18 protein-coding genes and 1 tRNA gene are annotated in these 20,705 nt (G+C 55.5%); 9 read left to right on the top strand and 10 right to left on the bottom strand.

Annotated elements, in window-relative coordinates:
* From VK738_12565 to VK738_12540, 6 genes are all read right to left on the bottom strand, one after another.
* On the bottom strand, positions 1–1,166 hold a 1,166-nt coding region (locus tag VK738_12565), incomplete at its 3' end, for a circularly permuted type 2 ATP-grasp protein (GenBank protein ID HTD23482.1).
* Positions 1,167–1,567: 401 nt separating this feature from the next.
* Positions 1,568–1,642: transfer RNA gene (locus VK738_12560), tRNA-Gly, on the bottom strand.
* 52 nt (positions 1,643–1,694) lie between these two features.
* Positions 1,695–2,249, bottom strand: a complete 555-nt coding sequence (locus tag VK738_12555) for a hypothetical protein (GenBank protein HTD23481.1) — start codon at positions 2,247–2,249, stop codon at positions 1,695–1,697.
* A 64-nt stretch (positions 2,250–2,313) separates the two neighbouring features.
* The gene (locus tag VK738_12550; protein HTD23480.1) at positions 2,314–3,126 is read right to left on the bottom strand and encodes a hypothetical protein; all 813 of its coding nucleotides are present in this window, start codon (positions 3,124–3,126) and stop codon (positions 2,314–2,316) included.
* A gap of 85 nt (positions 3,127–3,211) precedes the next feature.
* Entirely contained in the window at positions 3,212–4,204 is a 993-nt protein-coding gene (locus VK738_12545; GenBank protein ID HTD23479.1) for a hypothetical protein, read from the bottom strand.
* A 66-nt stretch (positions 4,205–4,270) separates the two neighbouring features.
* A complete protein-coding gene (locus tag VK738_12540) occupies positions 4,271–5,548 on the bottom strand; it encodes a hypothetical protein (protein ID HTD23478.1) in 1,278 nt (425 codons plus the stop codon).
* 55 nt (positions 5,549–5,603) lie between these two features.
* Here VK738_12540 and VK738_12535 point away from each other — a divergent pair, with 55 nt between their 5' ends.
* On the top strand, positions 5,604–6,665 hold the full coding sequence (locus VK738_12535) for a penicillin-binding transpeptidase domain-containing protein (protein HTD23477.1): 1,062 nt from the start codon (positions 5,604–5,606) through the stop codon (positions 6,663–6,665).
* Positions 6,666–6,863: 198 nt separating this feature from the next.
* Positions 6,864–8,441 (top strand): SpoIID/LytB domain-containing protein, encoded by a 1,578-nt coding sequence (locus tag VK738_12530; GenBank protein HTD23476.1) that lies wholly within the window; start codon positions 6,864–6,866, stop codon positions 8,439–8,441.
* Here VK738_12530 and VK738_12525 read toward each other — a convergent pair.
* Genes VK738_12525 through VK738_12515 form a run of 3 tightly spaced genes read right to left on the bottom strand, consistent with a single transcriptional unit; the run spans position 8,376 to position 14,967 of the window.
* The gene (locus tag VK738_12525; GenBank protein ID HTD23475.1) at positions 8,376–9,191 is read right to left on the bottom strand and encodes a hypothetical protein; all 816 of its coding nucleotides are present in this window, start codon (positions 9,189–9,191) and stop codon (positions 8,376–8,378) included. The two genes, VK738_12530 and VK738_12525, sit on opposite strands and share 66 nt — an antisense overlap.
* Entirely contained in the window at positions 9,191–13,873 is a 4,683-nt protein-coding gene (locus VK738_12520) for an MG2 domain-containing protein (GenBank protein ID HTD23474.1), read from the bottom strand. Before VK738_12520 ends, VK738_12525 begins: the two co-directional genes overlap by 1 nt.
* Positions 13,873–14,967: a DUF1175 domain-containing protein gene (locus VK738_12515; protein ID HTD23473.1), complete on the bottom strand. Its 1,095-nt coding sequence runs from the start codon at positions 14,965–14,967 to the stop codon at positions 13,873–13,875. The genes VK738_12520 and VK738_12515 overlap by 1 nt, the downstream gene beginning before the upstream one ends.
* A 328-nt stretch (positions 14,968–15,295) precedes the next feature.
* Between VK738_12515 and VK738_12510 the strand changes: the two genes are divergently transcribed.
* The 7 genes from VK738_12510 (at position 15,296) to VK738_12480 (ending at position 20,439) form a co-directional block, all read left to right on the top strand.
* Positions 15,296–16,885, top strand: coding sequence for a tetratricopeptide repeat protein (locus VK738_12510; GenBank protein ID HTD23472.1), 1,590 nt, complete (start codon positions 15,296–15,298; stop codon positions 16,883–16,885).
* Entirely contained in the window at positions 16,882–18,186 is a 1,305-nt protein-coding gene (locus VK738_12505) for a nodulation protein NfeD (GenBank protein ID HTD23471.1), read from the top strand. Before VK738_12510 ends, VK738_12505 begins: the two co-directional genes overlap by 4 nt.
* A gap of 81 nt (positions 18,187–18,267) precedes the next feature.
* The gene (locus tag VK738_12500) at positions 18,268–19,062 is read left to right on the top strand and encodes a slipin family protein (protein HTD23470.1); all 795 of its coding nucleotides are present in this window, start codon (positions 18,268–18,270) and stop codon (positions 19,060–19,062) included.
* A 99-nt stretch (positions 19,063–19,161) separates the two neighbouring features.
* Positions 19,162–19,431, top strand: a complete 270-nt coding sequence (locus VK738_12495) for a hypothetical protein (protein HTD23469.1) — start codon at positions 19,162–19,164, stop codon at positions 19,429–19,431.
* Between the two features lie 68 nt (positions 19,432–19,499).
* A complete protein-coding gene (locus tag VK738_12490) occupies positions 19,500–19,817 on the top strand; it encodes an SPOR domain-containing protein (GenBank protein ID HTD23468.1) in 318 nt (105 codons plus the stop codon).
* Positions 19,818–19,830: 13 nt separating this feature from the next.
* Positions 19,831–20,067 (top strand): hypothetical protein, encoded by a 237-nt coding sequence (locus VK738_12485; protein ID HTD23467.1) that lies wholly within the window; start codon positions 19,831–19,833, stop codon positions 20,065–20,067.
* Positions 20,068–20,127: 60 nt separating this feature from the next.
* Positions 20,128–20,439, top strand: a complete 312-nt coding sequence (locus VK738_12480; protein HTD23466.1) for a metalloregulator ArsR/SmtB family transcription factor — start codon at positions 20,128–20,130, stop codon at positions 20,437–20,439.
* Positions 20,440–20,481: 42 nt separating this feature from the next.
* Here VK738_12480 and VK738_12475 read toward each other — a convergent pair.
* On the bottom strand, positions 20,482–20,705 hold a 224-nt coding region (locus tag VK738_12475; protein ID HTD23465.1), incomplete at its 5' end, for a hypothetical protein.

Raw genomic sequence — 20,705 nt, 5'->3', positions numbered from 1 at the left:
CGTTCCAGCACGTAGCTGCGCTGGGAGTCATCGGTGAGCAGATAGGTTTCAATGTTGGGCAGAATGGCATCCTGCTGCAGGTAGTAGCGGATGATGGCCGGCACATACGCATAGATGGCTTTATCGTCGGCGACTCCAGTCCCGATGGCGTTGGCCAGGGTCACATTGCCAGCACGGTATGCATTAAACAGACCCGGCGTTCCCAGAATGGAATCGGTACGGAAGCATAGTGGATCCATAAAGTCGTCATCTACTCGACGATAAATGACATCCACGCGCCGCAGCCCAGCCGTGGTCCTCATGTAAACCACATTGTCGTGGACCAGCAGGTCGCGTCCTTCCACCAGCTCAATTCCCATCTGCTGCGCCAGGAACGTATGCTCAAAATATGCCGAGTTGGAAACGCCCGGCGTCAGTAGCACGGTTGTAGGCTCGTTCCGGCTGGAGCAACCCGCGGGCGCCAGAGATCGCAGCGTAGCCAGCAACGCCTGCGCGTAGTGATCAATGGGGCAGACTCCATAGTCTCGGAACAACGCAGGAAACACCCGCTTCAGCACTTTGCGATTGGCCAGCATGTAAGAGACGCCGCTGGGCACGCGCAGATTATCTTCCAGCACAGCAAAGCTGCCATCGGGCACGCGTACCAGATCGGTGCCGCACACGCTTACGTAAATGTCGCGTGGCACAGCAAGGCCGCGCATCTCGCGGCGGAAGTGGCGGCAACCGTAGATAAGCTCGCGCGGAACAATGCCATCGGCCAGGATGTGGCCTTCGTGGTAGATGTCCTTGAGAAAAAGATTCAGGGCGGTGATCCGCTGCTTCAGCCCTTGCTCGATCTTTTGCCACTCCTGGCTGGGAATGATGCGCGGCAACAAATCGTTTGGAAAAATCCGCTCGGTTCCTTCTTTGGTGCCGTAAACCGTGAAGGTGATGCCCTGGTGCAAAAAAGACAGGTCCGCCGCCTGCTGGCTCTTGCGCATATCTTCAGCGGGCAGTTCCAAGAGCGTGCGATAGAGCGCCTGGTAGTGCGGACGCGGGACGCCCGAACTGGTAAACATCTCGTCGTATGCCTTGCCAAACTGATAGTTGGGAAAAGGCAGCTTCAAAGAATATTGCGCGGCTGGGGCCATCGCTTTCATGCGCAAGCGCGGGGCATGGTGTGACACACTCCAACCTCCCGGGACCAGTAGGGCGCCGCCAAAACCATTCCGAATTTCATCCGGAGCCGCCCCCTCCCCCTGCCGGCGTACGCGGCAGCCCACAAATTAAGGAAATTAAGAAATAAGCTAAAGTGGAGGCCAAGTCCAATTGAAATTATCTATGCGCAGTATGACTTTTTCTGGGGTTCGAATTTCAAGTTCGCCAAATGTAGCGTTCTAGAGAATGCGAAAAGACGGTCACGAGAAGGCTTGAAGGAGCACGAGAGTCGTGTGGCACAGCCGTCCTCGGCTGTGTTTGCGGCGCCGCGTCTCACCGGCGGCGGATCACGTATCGGGAACTGCTTAAATCTGTCGTAAAGACGTAGCATGCTACGTCTCTGCAGGCGCTAACCAGGATCTTAAGGAAATGGAGCGGGAGACGGGGATCGAACCCGCGACATCCGGCTTGGGAAGCCGACGTTCTACCGCTGAACTACTCCCGCTCAAACGGCTTAATGAATTTTACCAACATGCTTTGCGCGTGTCATTGGTCATTCAGTCCATGATCCAGTCTACGTATCCTGGCGAAAAACCGATCATAAATGCAAACGCAATAGCCGTACATACTGCGATGAGGCTTCCTGAAAAATATCGCTGGCGGCGAAAAGCAATTGCACTGACGATGAAAGAAAGGGGGATGGCGACATAGCAGACTAAGTAAAGAAGGAGCGTCGGCAACCGCCAAAACTCTCCAATCCAATCCATCGGAGCGAGGTCTTTTGGGTCTTGGAGTCGAAATGAGTAGGCACCAATGTGAACCTGATAAACACCGGTGGCCCAGTAAGGATAAGACCGCCAACCAAGAACTACGCAGGCAAGAGCTGCCGCGCCATAGGTTGTCATGGAAACTACCTCACGATGACGTGCCAACGAAAAAATGAACTCAGCAAAAGCAGCGACTGCTATCAACAGACCCAGAATGATCAGCGCTGTCCGTTGCGAGGATAATGCATCGGCAGCGTAAAAGTCGAAGGGCGGTAAGCTCATCGTGTGTGGTGCTAAAACAAGTAAGAGCGCTAACGAGGTAAGTGAAATCCATGGCAATCGCATACTCTCGTTCGTCCTATACATGAGACTCACCGTTTCGCCAACGTCATAGACCATCCCTGCGGATTCAAAAGCTGCGAAATCCGCGTTTTTCCGCTTCCTTCGGCCAGTTACCTTTCCATTCATAGACCGGCGCCGCTTTGCGTTTATAGTACATGCTCAACTTTGCGAGAAATGAGCCTTTGCGGACCCTCTCCGCCCGCTGTTGTGCGCGAATTTGTTGGTGGGCCCGGTAGGCTTCCAGACTGACGTCCTGCGGTTGAATGCTGAGATCCTGGATCATTTGTTGACGCCATTCGCGATGGGTCTGCCATACCTCGAATGGGGATTTGCCTGGCATCGCTTTCCCCACGCCACGCGGGTTGCGAAGGAATACCGCCGCCGGTTGCGGCTGATTGTTGCCCACTCCGAGCGACCAGTCATTGTCGAATACCGTTTGCATAGTACACAGCACCGGCAGTGGAGAGCGTCCGGCAGGAAAAATCTGTGCCAGCTCCGCGTACATCTTCTCCCGTGGATGAACATAAAGACGGCAGAAAGAAGGAATGGAAACCCCTCCTTGCCCGACCAGTGAAAAGTCCTGGACCTTTTGAAATCCCAGCCCTTCAATCTCAGTGGCGCAGCGGTCGAAAGTTGCGCGGTCGAGTTGCGGGTATTGCTCTGGTCTTGCGTCAGGGAACGTGTAGCTTCCCGGCACTGCTGCTACCACAGCCGTACGCATCAGCAGGATGACCAGGATGATCCCTACACCGAAAAAGATGTAAGAGTCGTAAGGCGTGAATGGGTGGGGATGAACTATGCGAAAGACCCTGAACCCAATGAAGAGAGCAGCTATCAAAACCGCAGTGGCGGTGGCGGCGAAATTTGAATTTCTGGGCATTCTGCAACTTTGAAGATTTTGCGGTCAGCTTAGCACTAAGACACGACTTTTCCAACGGTCTCGTCCTGCACCGAGATTGGTTCTTTTAGTTCTTTCCCCAATTCTTGCGCCACTCTATGATTCTGAGACCATGTTCACCCGAAATTAGCTGTGGATCGACCGCAAGGAACTCGACTAGATCATCGTTGGTCTCTGCGGGCGACCATCGGAAGAGGCCTTCACAGGGCCAGCCGTGATGGCTATATTCCTGCTCGATTGGACACCCCACATCGGTCTGCCCTGAGATCACGACTCCACCACCATCACTGACAACCAACGTTCCGACTGGCCATACGCGATCAACACAAGCTGGCTTTCCAGCAATCTCTTCCATTTTTTGAACGCATAACTTAGTGTTTTGTACAAAAGCTATGAGTCTGCCGTTTGGACTAACATTAAATTGCTCCGCATCGTCGGCAATAAGCTTTTCGTTGCTGGTCCCAAGGTACAAAGACATTCTGCCTAATGAGTTAGACACCCCGCGAACTATTGTCATCCTATCGTCGCTACAGCGAAGCTCTTCGAAATCACCGAAAATCAATTCTTTATTTGTCAGCAGATCAAAGGCGCTGGTCTCGTAGTGCCCTGTCTTGAGGTTATGCTTAAAAAGCACCACAGTGCCGCACGTGGGCCGAAGTTGGTAGTTAAACCCTGTTTCTAAACGGCGAGATTCAATCGTTCTACCTGTCTGCAAATCACGCATCTCGAGAATCCAGGGACCGACAGAGGCACCACTCGGATTCTTAAGTAAGAACAGCTTGTCTCCAGCAGGGGGAATAGCCGCGAAGAATATATCGCTAGTATTTGTGAGCCGTGTCCTAGGCTTCGCGGTACAAACAAGAACAACATCGCCGCTTCGCTGATAGCCCTTATCGTGGTCGGCAAGGCCCAAGCCAACCTGAAGGAGATGATTGTAAAGCCAGCACGTCGGTTTCGCATTGGGCGGCGCAGGAGGTGGCGCTTGCGCCAGCGCACAATGCTTGAAGACGTGACCAACGAACACCATGCAGAACGCAACATAGATCAGATACTTGGCCATGTTCGCAGACTTACCATCCTGATCCCTTGTACTATCGCATGCTATTTGTCTTCCTAGACATGCTAATCACCTTTTCTCCAGTGTCATAGACCATCCCTGTGGATTCAACGGAATCGTGAGACTCGATCCCTTGGGCAGGTCGGAAAACTGGCGGGCATATATGCCAAATTGCAGATCGGCGAAACCTGGATAGCGCCATTCGCGTACGATGCCTACACTCATCAGCAACAGAGCAACCACCGCTATGAACCTGACGGCGCGTGGGTTGTGATTGCCGGCCATCCACACCAGCGCGGAGACGAAAGCCAGCATAGGCAAAAGCCAATAACGTACACCCCAGGCGCTGAGCAGTTCCAGCCACTGGGGCGCATGGGCCATCGGATGCAGCAGAGCAGCAGTCAGGACCAGACTCGCAAAGACAATGAAGAGCTTCAGCTCCCATCGTGCTCTCAACAAGGCATAGATGAGGACCGTGATTCCCCCAATAGTAATAAGCACCGCGTAAATAATGTAAGAGTGGCGATACGGCAGGTTGTTCTTGCCAATCAGTGCGGCCAAAAACACCTGCGACGAAAGTACCTTGGCAAACAAAATCGGGTTCGCTCCCAGGCTTCCCTGCATGCGGGCGGCACTGCCAGTGCGCAGAAAAGCGCTGACTTGCAATAAAACACCGGCTGCGAGTGTAAGCAACAGAATGAGCGTCCCTTTCGTGCGGCGCTTCCATCCCCATGCGATTCCGGCTACCGGCAAAAGCATAATGGCAAATGGCCCAGTCAATGCACTCAAAACCATCACCACAAAATCAAAACAGCGCCACCCGAGTGACCTGGCGGGTTCTGCCAAAACCACCAGGCACGCCAGCAGCGCCAGGTGCCACTGCGCGTTGGTAACGTTGGCATTGACCTCAAAGCTGTTGGGCAAAGCCAGATACAAGAAACCCAGCAGCAACCGGCTGCGCTGCGTTCCCAGCGAGGCAAAGCGAGAAGAAAGAAAAAAACTGACCGGCAACACCTGAAAAAGAATTGCTACCAGATTGAACAATAGCGGCGCGGCGGCGAGTGGAAGCAATTGCGCCAATGCCGCCGTGAGTCTTGGCAGAGTACAAAAATAACCAGTCTCAGGCTGGAACAATACCCTCCACCAGCCCAGGTTGTGCGCTTGAGCGAACCAAAGCAACCCATCCTCCGCCCAGAATTGCGGGTTGGTTACTGCATCAGGCCGGCGCGAGATCACCACCAGCACAGCTACCAAGAAAACTCCCACGTGCAGCCAGGGCGTTGCGATGTTCGATTCTCTTGCGGTTTCCGTCTCTCGTCTCAGGGTTGCACCTGCAGCCTCAGCCATGCTTCTACACTAACCCGGCTGCACAAAACCAGCAATTCGATGTAACCTCAATTGCGTGTTCTCACCCGAATTCCTGCAGCGACTGAATGCCATTGCCGTATTCTGCGTGCTGGTGTGCGCGTCTCCGGCGCATGCCCAGCAAACCGGCGCTCAGCAGAAGACTCCCCAACAAAAAACTTCTCTGCGCAGGAACCCAAAGACCGCGACGGCTACGCTTCTACAGCAGGCAATGCGCAGCAGTATGGCCGGAAAACCGGGCGCTGCTGTGATGGTCGAAGTCGAATCGGGAAAAATCATCGCGCAAGAAGGAATGGAAACCGCCGCGCGACGGCTGGCAACTCCCGGCTCCACGGTCAAGCCATTCGTATTGATGGCCTTGCTCAAGTCACAGAAATTTAACAGCAATGAAGCCTTCTTCTGCCATCACACTCTGCGGATCGCAGGCAAGCGCATGGATTGCACTCATCCCGATCTGGCTGCTCCGCTGTATGCTGAAGAGGCGCTGGCGTACTCCTGTAATTCATACTTCGCCGCCATGGCCGAGCGCATCAGCGCTGATGACCTGGCTTCAACTTTTCAGCGCGTGGGATTTGATTCGCCAACTGGTTGGTCGCAGAACGAAGCCTCCGGAGTGGTAAAGAAAACGCAAACGCTGGAGCAGCGGCAGCTTCAGGCACTGGGGGAAGAGAACGTTGAGATCACTCCTCTGGAGTTGCTGGCTGCTTATCGCAATCTTGCCCAGCAACACCGGCGCCAAAGTAAAAATCCCGGCGATAAAACCCTCGGTGATAGGACCAAAGACAAAAACGGAGACAAGAACAACGAAGACACAAACAAGGACCAAACCTGGGACGTGATCTATCGCGGGCTTCAGGATTCCACCGCCTACGGCATGGCGCATGGCGCGGCACCTGATGGATATAACGTTGCCGGCAAGACCGGCACAGCAAACTCCGCCACATCTGCTTTGACGCACGGATGGTTTGCCGGTTACGCGCCCGCAGAAAAACCCGAGATTGCTTTAGTGGTTTACCTGGAGCATGGCCGCGGCGCTGATGCTGCCGCCATTGCGCGCACCATTTTCACCGCGTATAGCAAGATGAAAGGCGCACATTAATTGAGGACCAGCGTGGTTTCGAAATCCCGTAGTGCCCTTTTCACGTGCTCGCTCTTGCTTCTCACATGCGCACGCATCAATGCGCAGGCTCCAGATATACGAGTCCGTATCTATTCGCTCCAATCCGTCAAACAACTTACACTTTCATCTCTGGAAAACATCTCCTGGAAAACATGCGCAACCTGTCGCGCACGGTCATTGACCACTCCGCTGACAGTGCAGGCAACCGGAAATCAGTTGCAATATGGGAATTCAAAATCAAATAAGCTTTATCTAACCGGCAAATACCGTCTGCAAGTTCCCGCAGAGCGTGCGCTTGAGAGCCATTATCCCCTGGAAGTTTCGGCAAAGGACAATGTTCTCGTCCTGATCCTGAGCATGCCCATGGAAGACTACGTGGCTGCGGTCCTGGCGGGAGAAAGTGGCAACTTCCAATCGGAGGAAGCCCTCAAGGCCATGGCCGTTGTGGCGCGAACCTACGCAGCGCATTTCCGCGGACGGCATAAAGCTGAGAACTTTGATTTTTGCGACACCACTCACTGCCAGGACCTGCATCTGAGCGCTGTCACCGACCGCCAGCGTGCCGCTGCGGAAGCTACCGAGGGAGAGCTGCTGTGGTTCCAGGGATCGCCAGCGGCAACCTATTACCACCAGAATTGCGGTGGTACTACGGCGGCTGCCAGCGAGGTATGGCCGGATGTAAGAGTAAATTACCTGCAAGTCCACACCGACTCATATTGCGTGCGCAGTGAGCACGCACGCTGGGAGTCACGCATCAGCAAAGCCGATTTGCAGTCCGCGCTGCTGAAAGCTGGCGTGCAGGTTCCAACCGGTTGGCAATCATTGCAAGTCGAATCGCGCAGCCACAGCGGACGCGTGCAGCTCTTGAACATTATCGGAAGAGATGGAAAGCTGGCTATGAAACTTTCTGCCTCAACGTTGCGCTTTGCAGCGGGGCGCGCGCTGGGATGGAACCAGATTAAAAGTGATTTCTATGAATTAAGAATCAGCGGCGATGAAGTTCTCTTCTCCGGTCGCGGCTCCGGACACGGCGTCGGATTGTGCCAGGAGGGCGCAGACGCCATGGGAAAGCTGGGCAAAAATTATCACGAGATTCTCGCCTTTTATTTTCCCGGTACAGTGCTCGGGGTTTCCGCGCAGGGCGTCGACTGGCATCTACTACACAGCGAACAACTCGATTTGCTTACAACCGACGCAAATCCCGATCCCAGGCTTCTCAATGCTGCTGAAAGTGCACTCCATAAGACACAAACGATAAGTGGATTACAGCTTGCATCTCATCCATTACTTAAGGTTTATCCTACTCTGGCGATTTACCGCGATTCCACCGGCCAGCCTGGCTGGGTCGCGGCCAGCACGCGCGGAAATACGATCCGCTTGCAGCCCTGGGAATTGCTCCAGCAAAAAGGAGTGCTTGATTCCACATTGCGCCACGAATTCCTGCATATGTTGGTCGAAGGCAATACCCATGTATCCCTGCCACTGTGGTTTCGCGAAGGATTAGTTCTGTATCTTGCTCAGGACCAGCGCAACGAGATCATGCAACATCCCATGTTTTCACCCGAACAGATGGAAGCTGCCTTGCGCAACCCACAAAACCAGCAACAGATGCAGCAGGTTTATACCTCTGCAAGAGTAACGGTTGCAAATCTTGTTGCCCGTTGGGGCAAAGCCGACGTCATGCAATGGTTAAGCCGGGGCATTCCCGCTGGGGCTCTCACTTCCCTTTCCGCTACCCAGGCGGCCCAGCACTGACGTAAGCATCAGCCATGCGGTGATAGTCAATGCGAAAGCAAACCCAAAACGCACAACTAAGCTGAGATGGTCGAGCCAGAGCGACGCAGGAATCGGAGCCTTGGCGGCAATCACATAAGGAAGATAGATTCCCAACAGCGCAAGAATGCAGAACCATATCCAGTAAGAAAACTTTCCCACGGTTCGGGTCCAGGCTTTGAAGCTCGATCCCAGAGATGAGAAGCCATGGTTGGCAAATTGCGCTGCAAACGGCAGTAACAGTCCGGGAATGAGCACATACAAGAGAAAATTTACAGACCAGCCCACAACCCCATCAATTGCATTGAGGCTGATCATCCGCCGCAGGAACGCCGGCATAGAGCTGCGCAGCCACGAATCAAAAGCATCTGTATTTCCCAGTTTGGAAGCGTTACAGATAATGATCGCAAAGATGATCGCCCAGGCTGCAAACGCCAGCAGATGCCGCCGGCCATTCTTGAATCCGGCAGAAAGCGAAGTGCCTCCGCTGCCGTGCACATCGAGGAAGTAGGCGAGCGTGCCGCCATGCAGCCACAGAGCAGTGACCACCAGGAGCAGAGCCACAACCGCCGCAAAGATGAGTTGCCAAACACTGGCATCGCCGATTTTCAACCACAAAACAGACGCCACCACGATAACGGCGTTGAGCACGAAGTGCAGCAGCCAAAGCCGCTTGTTCTTCCACACCGCTTTGAATGCATCACTGAAGACGCCGATAAACTGGACCGCCATTACTTCACCTCCACTTGGGTGGTGTCTGTCGTTGAAATGATGGAAGGCTGATACATAGGCTGCACCAGCGCCGGACTGACGCGGAACTTACCAGGATTCACGACCTTCAGCAGATAGAAGTAATCGTGCCGGCCACTGAAATAGGTCTGGAAGAACACTGCGCGGTCGTCGTGGAACTCACGCCGCGAGAACCAGTATTCCCACCAGCCGGGCTTGTCCTGAACGTCATACAAGTCATCGCGCTCAATGAACTCCGTCCCAGCCGGTATGGGGTCTTCAATCAGCAGGTAGCGCCAGTCGCTGCCGCCGATGTTGAGTTTGACCGCAATCACATCGCCCGGCTGCACCGTGCCCGTCAACGGATCAAGTTTGTACACGATCTTGTCCTCTTTCTTCTGCGGAATGAGGCGGAAGTAATCGCGGGTGATGCTGAGCGCAATGCGATTGTTCTGGATATCTTTCTTCTCCGTCGAGTAGTACTCGCCGCGCGCGGACCAGTAGAGCCTTCCTTGCCCGCTCTTGCTGATATGAATTTTGTTTGCGCCCGCTGCCAGTTGATCAAAGTTGATATGGACAGCCGGAACGATACCCGAAGTGGTGTCGGCCGCGGTGAACTTGCGCGTCAGCACCTGCTTGTCATTGACGGAAACTTGCACCGTAAAGTCAGCGTTCAGTTCGCGGCTGGCTTTCAGGTAATCAGTGAGTCCATAGACCACCATGGCGGTTTGTTTCGTGCTGAACCAGAAATATCCGTCATCGCGGTGCGTGGCCAGCCAGAAAGCAGCCTTGGACAGCAGCGGGCTTTGCGGCTTCACCAAACTCAGCAGCTTGACGGCATAGGCTGTGGTTTCGGGTGAATCATCAATTTCATACTCCATCAGGTAGTCGAAGGAGTTATCCCACCACGCTTCCACGTCGCTGCTCTTGGCCTGCTTTTCCAAGTCCTCGGCAACGTCCTTGGCGCGGGCATCACCGGCAATTTGCAGTGTCAATCCGGTAATCGCCAGGCCTTGGGCTGAGGCTTTGCCTCTGCTGTCCCAGATGGTATTCAACAGATCAGTGTCTTTGCTGCCGCTCTGCGTCAGGGCGTAAGCAACGTAAGCACGCAGGTCAGTGCGCATGTTGGGATACTTCTTGAGCGAGCCTTTCAGCCAATCCTGGCCGCGCGATATGACTCCGTCTTTCACGTCATAACCGGCAGCCTGCGCCTGGCTGAGACCAGAGACCACGTACGCCGTCATGAACACGGCGCTTTCGTCGTCCTTCCACCATCCCCAACCGCCGTCATCGTGCTGGAAGTCATAGAGGCGGTCCATACCGGCGCGGATCTTCTGCTGTAATTCACCCTGATTGATGGTTGACTTGAGTCCGAGATCTTGCGAAGCCTTGGCCACAACAATGTTGGGCAGGAAGCTGGACATGGTCTGCTCGGTGCAACCGTACGGATACGCCGTCAGATAGTCGAGCGCACCAAAGATGGTTCCCGCGACTGACGGTGTAACGCTCAGGTCGAGCGAGTGCGAAGAAAGCTCCGTACCCGCCGGGAAGTTGATGGTGACATCCTGCTGGCCCGAAGCACTGACGACCGATCCGGATTTGGCATCCGCCATCTTCACGCCAAAGGGCACAACCGGAAGATCGAGTTGCATGGCATCAGACTCTTCGTTGGTCAGCGCCTTGGTTATCAGCGTGGCCTGGCGAACGTTCTGAGCTTTAACGCGCCAATCAACTTTGGCCTCGCCTTTGCTCGGGACTGTGACCTCTGTGGTCGCACCCTGCAAGACATCGAGTCCAGTTACATCCAGCGAGACATGCACGGTCTTGGTGTCTTCCAAATAATTATGGACAATCGCCGACACCACAACCTCATCGCCCTGGCGGAAGAAGCGGGGCACAGCAAGCCGCACCATCAGGTTCTTGCGTACGATCACGCGCTGCACTGCGCTGCCCACTTTGGTATCGCTGGTGACGCCGCGTACCGTGGCCCTCCATGTGGTGAGCGAGTCGGGGAATGCCACGTTGGTCTGGGCATGACCGCTGGCGTCGGTCTTCACCTCGGCAACCCAGAGTGCCGTATCGGGAAACGCCTTGCGGATTTTGGGTTGCACCAGCGTCTCATTGGCTGGCTTCAACTGCGCCAGCGAGCGATACGCTCGACCGAGCCCGGCAATCGGCATCTCTCTCTTGCCTGCCTCGCCGTGGAAGTAGAAGCCCAAGGATGACTCAGTCTGCACCTCGGTCCAGCGGCTACCGTAGAAAGCATTCACAATGTCAGTGGTATCAGGACGAATCGCGTAAATTGCTTCATCCACCACTCCGACGCTAAACTCACCGGCAACCGGATTGCCTTTTGAATCTTTGACGGTAATGGAGTAACTGGCGTTTTCGCCCGGCTGGAATTGCGGCTTGGACGGCTGAATCTGAATATCCAGCTTCTGCTGGACCGCGGGCACCTTCACATTCTTGCTGGCCTGATAGAGCTGATCGTCACGCACAAAAACTGCGCCAACAAAAATATTGGGCTGGCAGTCAGCCGTAATTGGAATCTCGACATTCACTGTGGGCCCGTGGGCCGTGACAATCTGGTGCGACTGAATGCTGTGGCCTTCTGTCGTGATCAGAATGTGCGCATCGGAAACGCCGGTCATCAGCATGAGCTTGGCGGTATCGCCCACGCTGTAAGATTTCTTGTCAGGAATGATTTTGATCTCGCGTGTCTCGCCGCCATACCAGTCGCTGCCTTGGCCTTCAATCCAAACCCAGGTTTCGCCGCTCACCTCGCGGTTTTCTGGCGTTTTGGCCGTGACCCGAACGGCGAAGTCGCCGGCACTGGGGATCTTGAAGCTGACGTTGGCCAGCCCATTGGCGTCGGTCTGGCTGTCGTTGGACTGGATAGGTTTATATTTGTGTTCTTCAGCACGCCAGTCGTATTTAGAGATTTCAACGTGCACCGGTGTCTGCACCGGTTTGCCGTTGTAGTCGCGCGCCTGTACGTTGAATTGCGCCCTGTCGCCCAGGCGGTAGAAGTAGCTTTGCGCGCTCACTCCCACCTGGAAGCTGCCATAAGGAACCAATACATAGCTGAACCCTGAAATCTCGCGGTTGCTGGCATCCATAACGCGGGCTTCAATGCGATAGCGCACATCGTTCTTACGCTTTGTAACCTTGGTGGGAATGGTGATCTTCAACTGGCCGTTAGCATCAAGCTGTCCGGTTTCCTCCGAAGCCTGCTCGCCTGCGTAATAGTCGCCTTGATCTCCTCCCCCTTCTTCTCCACCACCACCTTCTTCATCGGCTTGCGGCATACCTTCTTCATCCTGATCGAAGTAAGGCGACCAGTAATCGGAGACATGTACGACATATGTCACTTTGGCGTTGGCGACAGGTTCCCCAAAGTAGTAGCGGGAATCAATGGTTGCGTTGATCGGATCGCCTTGCAATACCAGCGGCTTTTCTGGATTCACCTTCACCTGGTATTCAGGTTTTTTGTACTCCTCCACGTCGAATGAGCCGTTGGCTCCGCCCTCGTTGGTAGGAGGAGAAATAGAAATGGAGTAATACCCCAACGCCGCGCCGGGAGAAATATCGAAATCGGCATGCACGGTGCCCATGGGTGAGAGCGTGAGGCTTTTCTGGAAGACAGTCTTACTGGTGGGATCAGTCACCGTGACCTGCACAGGCGTGCCTGCCGGGACCTTGTATCTGTCACCGGTGAGATTGCGCAAAATTCCCTTGAGATGGACCGTGTGTCCAGGACGATATACCGGACGATCGGTGTAAACGAACCCGGTCCAGTCGCGGCCGGTATTGCTGCTCATGTTGAGCGAATAGGGCGCAACAATAGCGACATCATTGCCGTTCTGTGCCAGAATCCATGTATTTTCCAGCTTGGGGTCCTGGATCGCGCTTTCGGCCAGGCCGTTGCTGTCACTCTTAAGTTGAACAACTTCCTTTTTGCTGCCCCACAGCACAATGGAAGCGTCTGGAACGGGCACGCCGCTGCGGCGATTCACTGTGTAGGCCAGCAACTGGCCGGGCGCGGTCTTGGTGACGAAGCCCAGTTCGCTGATCACGAGAACGGTATAGGCGCGCAAAGTGCCGTCCGTCGCCTCAACGATGTATACGCCGGCTTTAAGGTTATCCACCGGAACTTCGCTGGTCTCGGAAATTTCACCGGAAGTTGCTTCCTGGCTCCAGCGTGCAACCAGTTGCTTGGAGTTGAGCAGCGGAACCATGGCAAACACGGTCGCGGTGCTGAGCTTGCTGCGTGCTGCCTCCGCCTGCGCCTCGCGAATCTTGCTGCGCGATTCTTCCGAGTACTGGCTGCGCATGAAATTGCGGACGCGGTACCACAGTGAGCTTTTCCAGTCGTGAAAACTTTCGATCCATGTCTTCTCTTCCACTGGCCCTTCGGAGGTGACGTGGCCGAAGCTGTGGACGTCATCGAGTTTCTCGAAGAACGCCGCCGGATCGTTGACCCGATAGAGGCGAAACTCCAGTGCGTTCACTCCGTTGGCGTAGACGCGAATCTTGGCTTTTTCATTCGGAAGATACGTCCGGTCGCTGCTGACTGAGAAATACGCTCCCGGCTCTTTGGCAGACGCCCCTAAGAAGCTGGTCAACAGAAGCCAAACTTGAAGCCATGCCAGAAGCCACGTCGCAAATCGTTTTTGCAGTCGCACTAGTTTGCCTCTTTCAAAATGTTCCAGCGATACACGCCCAGAAAATTGCTGTTCCCCGCCAGCGGTCTCCAGCGTGGCGCGGGAAAATTCATCAAGTCAGAAATTCGCAGCGCACGAATTTCTCCCTTCGACTTGCCGATGGAACCTGTGTGATAAATCACAATCGGATCGTGCAGCTCGGGTTGCAATTGGCTGTGTCCTACAAAAATCATGGAGTGATAAGGAGAGTTTTGCTGGAGCTGGCGGTAGAAAAGAATATCTCCGGGATGCGCCTGGCGCAGGTCTTTGCTGATGAAATGCATATTCAGGTTCTTCAAGGTCTTGGCATCAGCAAACTGGGCAAAGGCGCCGTCGCTAAGATCATCGGATTGAAAGCTGCCAGGTTGTATCCGCCACAATCCCGCGCCCAAGGGTGTAAAGGGGTACTGGTATTTTTCTACGGAAGCAACCCCCGGCGCAGCCTGCAAGCGTTGTTGCGCCATCCAGACCTGATCATGTGTGCTTAGGGCTTCGCGATAGGCAAAGCGGATAAGCCCGGCGCAATCGTTGATCTCCGCCGGCAGTTTCTCCGTGGGTTGGGTTGCTTCTACCTCCGCCAGCAGTGTGAACCACCGCCGGAAGGCATCGCGGTCGGCGGGAGCATCCAGACGCAAAAAGTCAGGCGTGCCGTCGCCAAAGCGGTCGCTGTAATCCGGCTCTGCTGTAAAACGAATGCGCACCGGCTTGAGGTGGGGCGTTCGAACCAGCGCTTCGCCCTCACCCGGCAGAATACCCGCAGAAATTCTTGCTTCGACTCCATTGCCATCCGGCGCTAAAAAATCAACATGGTAACTGGGCGAATGCTGAGAAAAGTGAAGGGAAATTTGGCTGGGTGAAAGCGCGCGTCCATCACTGGCGTGAAGCCGCAATAGCATCGTGCTGTGACCATCTGCTGGAATAGTGGGTGGATTGAGTTCGGCCAACAGAACCGGAGACTCAGTGCGGCCCCGGGCTGCCACCAGGCCCAAAATCAGCAGCGCCAGCGCCAATGCAGAACCAACCACAGCTACGCTGGCACGTACACCGCGCTCGGAAGCTCGCTCCGCTTTTGACATGAATAAGTTGCCGAATTATAGCGCAAGGCTACAATTCTTCAAGAGCTTACTTGCAAGCTCCGCGCTAACCGGCGGACCAAGTACAGCAGCCTTGTTTTGGCTGCCCTTAGCCAAACCGGGTGAACGCGTAGCAAGCGCCGTGTGAGCGCGAGTATAGCGCGAGTCGGGGTCCCCAGCAAGCCCGGGGGTGGTGGCTCAGTTTGACGTAGCGCCGGCGTCTCGCCAGCTGTCGTGTGGGCATCTTGCCCACGCCTCCCGTGGGTGGATATCTCAAACTGCACCACTGCCTCTTCTTTTGGCTGCGGAGCCCGCTATAATTTAATCAGGTTTGAAGGTACGCACCCATTTCGTCATTCTAGGGCTGGTCCTCATACTGACTACGGGTTCTGCCGTGTGCGCTGCAACCGAGTCGCACGTGGCCAACACGCTGCTTATCCTGCCATTTGAAAATCAGTCGCACGCGCCCGGACTCGAATGGATCAGCGAGTCGTTCCCCGAAGTGTTGAGCCAGCGCATGAGTTCGAGTCCGATGTATATCATCGCGCGCGATGAACGCCGCTACGCCTTCGACCGCCTCGGCATCCCTGCCAACGTTAAGCTCTCACGCGCCACCATCTTCGAAGTTGCCCAACAGATGGACGTGGATTACGTGGTCCTGGGCCACTACAACTTCGACGGGCAAATCTTCCAGTCGAGCGCCCAGTTGCTCGATATGAATACGTTGCGGCTTTCGCCGGAAGTCAGCGAATCAGGTCCACTCGCAAATCTTATTGACCTGCAATCCGGATTGGCCTGGGACCTGCTACGTGTGCTGGACCCGGACCAGGTTTCTTCGCGCAATCAATTTGTCAGCTCTTCCCCTCCCATCCGTCTGGATGCCCTGGAAAACTACATTCGCGGCATCATGGCAGGATCGAATGATGAGAAGATCAAACGCCTGCGCGAGGCTGTGCGGCTCAGCCCCTCTTACAGTCTTGCCCTCTTGCAACTGGGAAAAGCGTACTACGCAGAACACAACTATGCGGAAGCTATTCCCACTTTCAAACAGATTGCCAAAAACAGCCCTCAGGCCCTGGAGGCAAATTTCGATGCAGGCTTGAGTTCCTACTATGCCGGGGACTTCGCCACCGCCGAGAGCAGCTTCGCCTTCGTCGCCTCAGAGATGCCGTTGACCGAGGTTTACAACAACCTAGGCGTGGTCTCCAGCCGGCGCGGCAAGAGCGCGGTTGAGTATTTTCGCAAAGCTGTGCAAGCTGATCCGAACGACTCCGATTACCGCTTTAATTTGGCTGTCACTCTGCTGCGCGCGGGCGACGTCAATGGCGCCACGTCGCAACTGCGTGAAGCCCTGGTGCTGCGTTCGGACGACAAAGAAGCCAGGGGGTTGCTCGATTCCGCGCTCCTGCCCCACGCTGTGTTTACCAAATTGCCGCTGGAGCGGATCAAGAGCAACTATGACGAGACTTCTTTTCGCGAGTTGGCCATGGAAATTGACAACGCCAACGAAGCGCGGCTGGTCAGCTCCGATCCGCAGACGCACGCCGATTATCACGTGGAACAGGGCCTCAATTTGCTCACCCAGGGCTTTGTGACCGAAGCGCAAAAAGAGTTTCAAGAAGCCATTCACATCAACTCGTTGAATGCTGCAGCGCACAGCGGCCTGGCGCACGTTCTGGAAAAACTCGACGATATTGCCGGGGCACGCAGCGAGGCCAATCTTGCTGCCAAGCTGCAACCCTCCGCCGAAGCGCATACAATTCTGGGAGAGCTCAGTCTGAAGGAAGGCGACACGCAGACGGCCCAGGCGGAGGCCGATAAGGCGCTGGCGCTCGACCCATCGTACGTTGCAGCCCAGGCCCTGCATCAGGAGATCGCAGCCAAGCTCGCGGGGAAAGCGCAGCCGCTGCAAAAACCATGAAGCGATTTATCCAATTCGCGTTTGTCTTGTTGGCGTTCTGTGCCGCTACCTCTGCTGAATCAGCAGGCCGGCAGGAAGTAGTGAAGGTTGTGGTAGATGACACAATTCAGCCCATTAGCCAGGAATACATCAGCCGTGCAATAGACTTGGCCCAGCAGGACCATGCCGAAGCCGTGCTGCTGGAGCTCTACACGCCGGGGGGGCTGGTGGATTCAACCCGCGAGATCATCTCCAAAATTCTGGCTTCATCCGTTCCCGTCATCGTTTATGTGACTCCCACCGGCAGCCGGGCCGCTTCCGCCGGGTTCTTTATTCTCGAATCGGCTGACGTGGCCGCTATGTCGCCGGGCACAAATACCGGCGCGGCGCATCCTGTGATCTTCGGCGCGAAGATGGATGATGTAATGAAAGAGAAGCTGGAGAATGACGCGGCTGCCTTCATGCGCTCGTTCGTCTCCAAACGTGGACGCAATGTTGAGGTGGCCGAAAGCGGCGTTCGCCAATCAAAATCGTTTACGGAGCAGGAAGCCCTCAACCAGCACCTGATCGAATACATCGCTCCCAATGAAGCGGACCTGTTCAAACAGCTCGACGGCAAAACTATCAAGCGCTTCGATGGAAGCCAGACCACGCTGCATCTCTCCTCACCCGTGGTTAAGACATATGAGATAACGCTGAAGCAGCGCATGATGAGCTATTTGCTCGATCCGGATATTGCTCTGATTTTGTTCATCATCGGCGCCCTTGCGCTTTACGTAGAATTCAACACACCTGGCGCGATCGTCCCCGGAGTAATCGGATTCATTGCAATACTACTGGCTGCGTTTGCCTTCAATTTGCTGCCTATTTCATACGCGGCATTGGCGCTTATCATCTCAGCCTTCGTCCTTTTTGCCTTGGAGGCAAAATTTCAGAGTCACGGTGTGCTCACCGTCGGTGGAATTGGCCTGCTGGTGCTCGGGTCTTTGATGCTGGTGGATGGCCCCATCCCGGAAATGCGCGTCAAGCTGGCTACGGCTTTGGCAGTCAGCATCCCCTTCGGAATCATGACGGCTGTAATCATGACGCTTGCCATCCGGGCGCGGCGCAATAAAGTGCAGACCGGGCAGGAAGGATTGATCGGCGAGATTGCCGTTGTGCGTGTCCCACTGGCCCCCGAGGGTACGGTATTTGTTATGGGTGAGATGTGGAATGCTGTTAGCCGGGTCCCGGCGGATATCGGATCGCGAGTACGCGTCCGTGCCGTGCATGGCCTGCAACTTGAAGTAGAACCAGAAGAGAACAAAGACAAAAATCCGTAATGGTCGTAAGTCGTTTGGTGGTATACAATCCCGCAGTTGCTCAAATTGTAAAATTAAAGAAAGAAAGTGCGGAGGTGTCGAATGGATAGTGGTTTTGGAATCCTTTTCATCGGTTTTGTTATTTTTATTGTCATCTATCTATTCTCAGTAATCAACATATTGCGTGAGTACGAGCGCGCCGTGATTTTCCGCCTCGGTAAACTCTACCCCAACCCCAAAGGGCCGGGCGTCATCCTTGTCTTCCGGCCTTTTGACAAGATGGTCCGCGTCTCGCTCCGTCAGGAAGCCATGGAAGTTCCCGCGCAAGACATCATTACCCGCGACAACGTCACGTTAAAAGTAAACGCCGTCATCACCCTGCGCGTGATTGATCCCAACCGTGCCGTGGTGCAGGTCTCTAACTACATCTATCAGACTTCCCTGTTTGCGCAGACCACGTTGCGCTCTGTGCTGGGTGAAGTTGAACTCGATGAATTGCTCGCCCACCGCGACAAACTCAACGCCCGCATTCAGACCATCCTCGACGGACATACCGCTCCCTGGGGCGTGAAGGTAACCAACGTTGAGGTCAAGCAGGTCGATCTGCCTGAAACCATGTTGCGCGCCATGGCCAAGCAGGCCGAAGCCGAGCGCGAAAAGCGTTCCAAAATTATCCACGCGGAAGGCGAGTACTCAGCCGCACAGCGCCTGGTGGACGCCGCGCATCTGCTGGCCACTGAACCGGTCAGCGTGCAGCTCCGCTACCTGCAGACTCTGACGGAAATCGGCGTCGAGAAAAATACCACCGTAATCTTCCCCGTTCCCGTCGACTTTTTCTCTGGTCTGCAGAAGCTGCTGGGCAAGGGTGATGACAAGTCTGCGGCAAAGTCCGCGTAGTGGACTTTGCCTTCGCAGGATTCCGGTGGCGCAGCGCTTCCAGCGCTGCGATAAGAGCTGTTCGATAAGTGGGCTTTAGCCCCGAGGTACATAGTGGCGATGGATTCCTCACAAGACACTGAAATCACATTAGGCACCGCGAAACTGCTGGGCCTCTTCTTCGGCCTGGTGATGGTCTGCGCCGTCTTCTTCGCGCTCGGCTACACCCTCGGTCGCAAATCAGACGCCGGACTCGCCGCAACCAGCATGCCGTCCCCGCTGCCAACTCCATCCAACGGCCCCAAACCCGCCAGCTCCACGTCCCCTCAACCGGCTCCTCCGATGACGTTTACAAAGCGGTCGAGCAGAAGGACGCCAATGCGCAACTGACGCCAGCCTCTGCTGACAGGGCATCGACCCCCGCCGCGGCGGCTCAAGCTCCCGCGTCTTCACAGGGCGTGTCCCCCGCAGCAGGATCTTCCCCCGGAGCATCTTCCTCCAGCAGTGAAGCGCAGGCGGCCAACCCGCCCGATCCCATGGCCGCGCCCCCCACCGTCGGTTATTTCGTGCAGGTCGCCGCCGTCAGCAAGCAGGATGACGCCGATGCTCTGGTCGATGCTCTCAAGAAAAAACAGTATCCCGCCTTCGTGGCCGGCAATTCCTCCACCGACAAGCTGTTTCGCGTGCAGGTCGGCCCTTTCGCCGACATTAAAGACGCGGAAGCAATGCGCGGCCGGCTCATCAACGACGGATACAACCCAATCCTGAAGAAATAGAAATGAAGAAGAAGTGAAGCGTCCTATGAAGCTTGATCCCCTGCTGAACCGCCGTGTCGTCTTCAAGCTGCACGGCATGGACCCGCTCGACTCAACCATTCTCAAGCAGGACGCAACCGGCTACTGGATCCGCGGCGGAACCCTTGCCCCGCACCTGGACCAGTCGAAATGCTCCCTCCCGGACAATGACGTGCGCTACCTCGAGTTCACCCGCATCGAGTGGCTGCGAGCCACGCGGCAGCGACCCTGAGAATTTCCCACAGCATTCATATTGACAACCGTCGATTTAACAGCTATTCCTAGTCCATCCATGACCACTTCACCCAGTTCTCTCGACCAGACGCTTCACGCCATTGCCGATCCCACGCGGCGCCGCATCCTCCTCGCCCTCAAAGAACGCAGCGCAGGTTCAACGAGCGCCCCTTCCACGGGAAAAACCGGCCTTTGCGCCGGCGACATTGAAGAACGCGTGCGCCTCTCCCAGCCGACCATCTCGCATCACATGGCCATCCTGACCAAGGCCGGCCTGGTCGACGCCGTGAAGCAGGGTCAATGGCGATGGTACCGCCGCAACGAAAAAGCTCTCCGCCGGTTGGTCAAGACGCTGCGTACGAAGATCTAGCGGGCCCCCTGAAGCATTCCTTCTCATCGTCATTCCAGGCGCTCAGTTCTCTACGTGCTCTGGACGCACTCCGAATCCCAGGATCCGCGCCACGGTGTTCTTCAAAAAGGGAATCTTGAAGAAGAGCCGCACGGTCCATGGTATTCGCATCTCCGTCTGCGATTGCAGCACCCGGGCGACAACCCGGTTCTGCACCGTGGCCTGAATCCGCTGAATCACCCGCGTCGGCCATTCCCGTTCCTTTTGCACCCGGGCGAGATCTTCCA

Source organism: Terriglobales bacterium, assembly GCA_035487355.1.
In the GTDB taxonomy this organism is placed as follows: domain Bacteria; phylum Acidobacteriota; class Terriglobia; order Terriglobales; family Acidobacteriaceae; genus QIAW01.
This window is presented reverse-complemented; position numbering and strand designations above follow the sequence as displayed.

Coding starts and splice junctions, on each gene's coding strand:
- VK738_12505 (HTD23471.1), top strand. CDS start 16,882: ATGAAGCGATTTATCCAATTCGCGTTTGTCTTGTTGGCGTTCTGTGCC.
- VK738_12550 (HTD23480.1), bottom strand. CDS start 3,126: ATGCCCAGAAATTCAAATTTCGCCGCCACCGCCACTGCGGTTTTGATA.
- VK738_12545 (HTD23479.1), bottom strand. CDS start 4,204: ATGGCCAAGTATCTGATCTATGTTGCGTTCTGCATGGTGTTCGTTGGT.
- VK738_12515 (HTD23473.1), bottom strand. CDS start 14,967: ATGTCAAAAGCGGAGCGAGCTTCCGAGCGCGGTGTACGTGCCAGCGTA.
- VK738_12495 (HTD23469.1), top strand. CDS start 19,162: ATGGATTCCTCACAAGACACTGAAATCACATTAGGCACCGCGAAACTG.
- VK738_12480 (HTD23466.1), top strand. CDS start 20,128: ATGACCACTTCACCCAGTTCTCTCGACCAGACGCTTCACGCCATTGCC.
- VK738_12540 (HTD23478.1), bottom strand. CDS start 5,548: ATGGCTGAGGCTGCAGGTGCAACCCTGAGACGAGAGACGGAAACCGCA.
- VK738_12555 (HTD23481.1), bottom strand. CDS start 2,249: ATGCGATTGCCATGGATTTCACTTACCTCGTTAGCGCTCTTACTTGTT.
- VK738_12500 (HTD23470.1), top strand. CDS start 18,268: ATGGATAGTGGTTTTGGAATCCTTTTCATCGGTTTTGTTATTTTTATT.
- VK738_12525 (HTD23475.1), bottom strand. CDS start 9,191: ATGGCGGTCCAGTTTATCGGCGTCTTCAGTGATGCATTCAAAGCGGTG.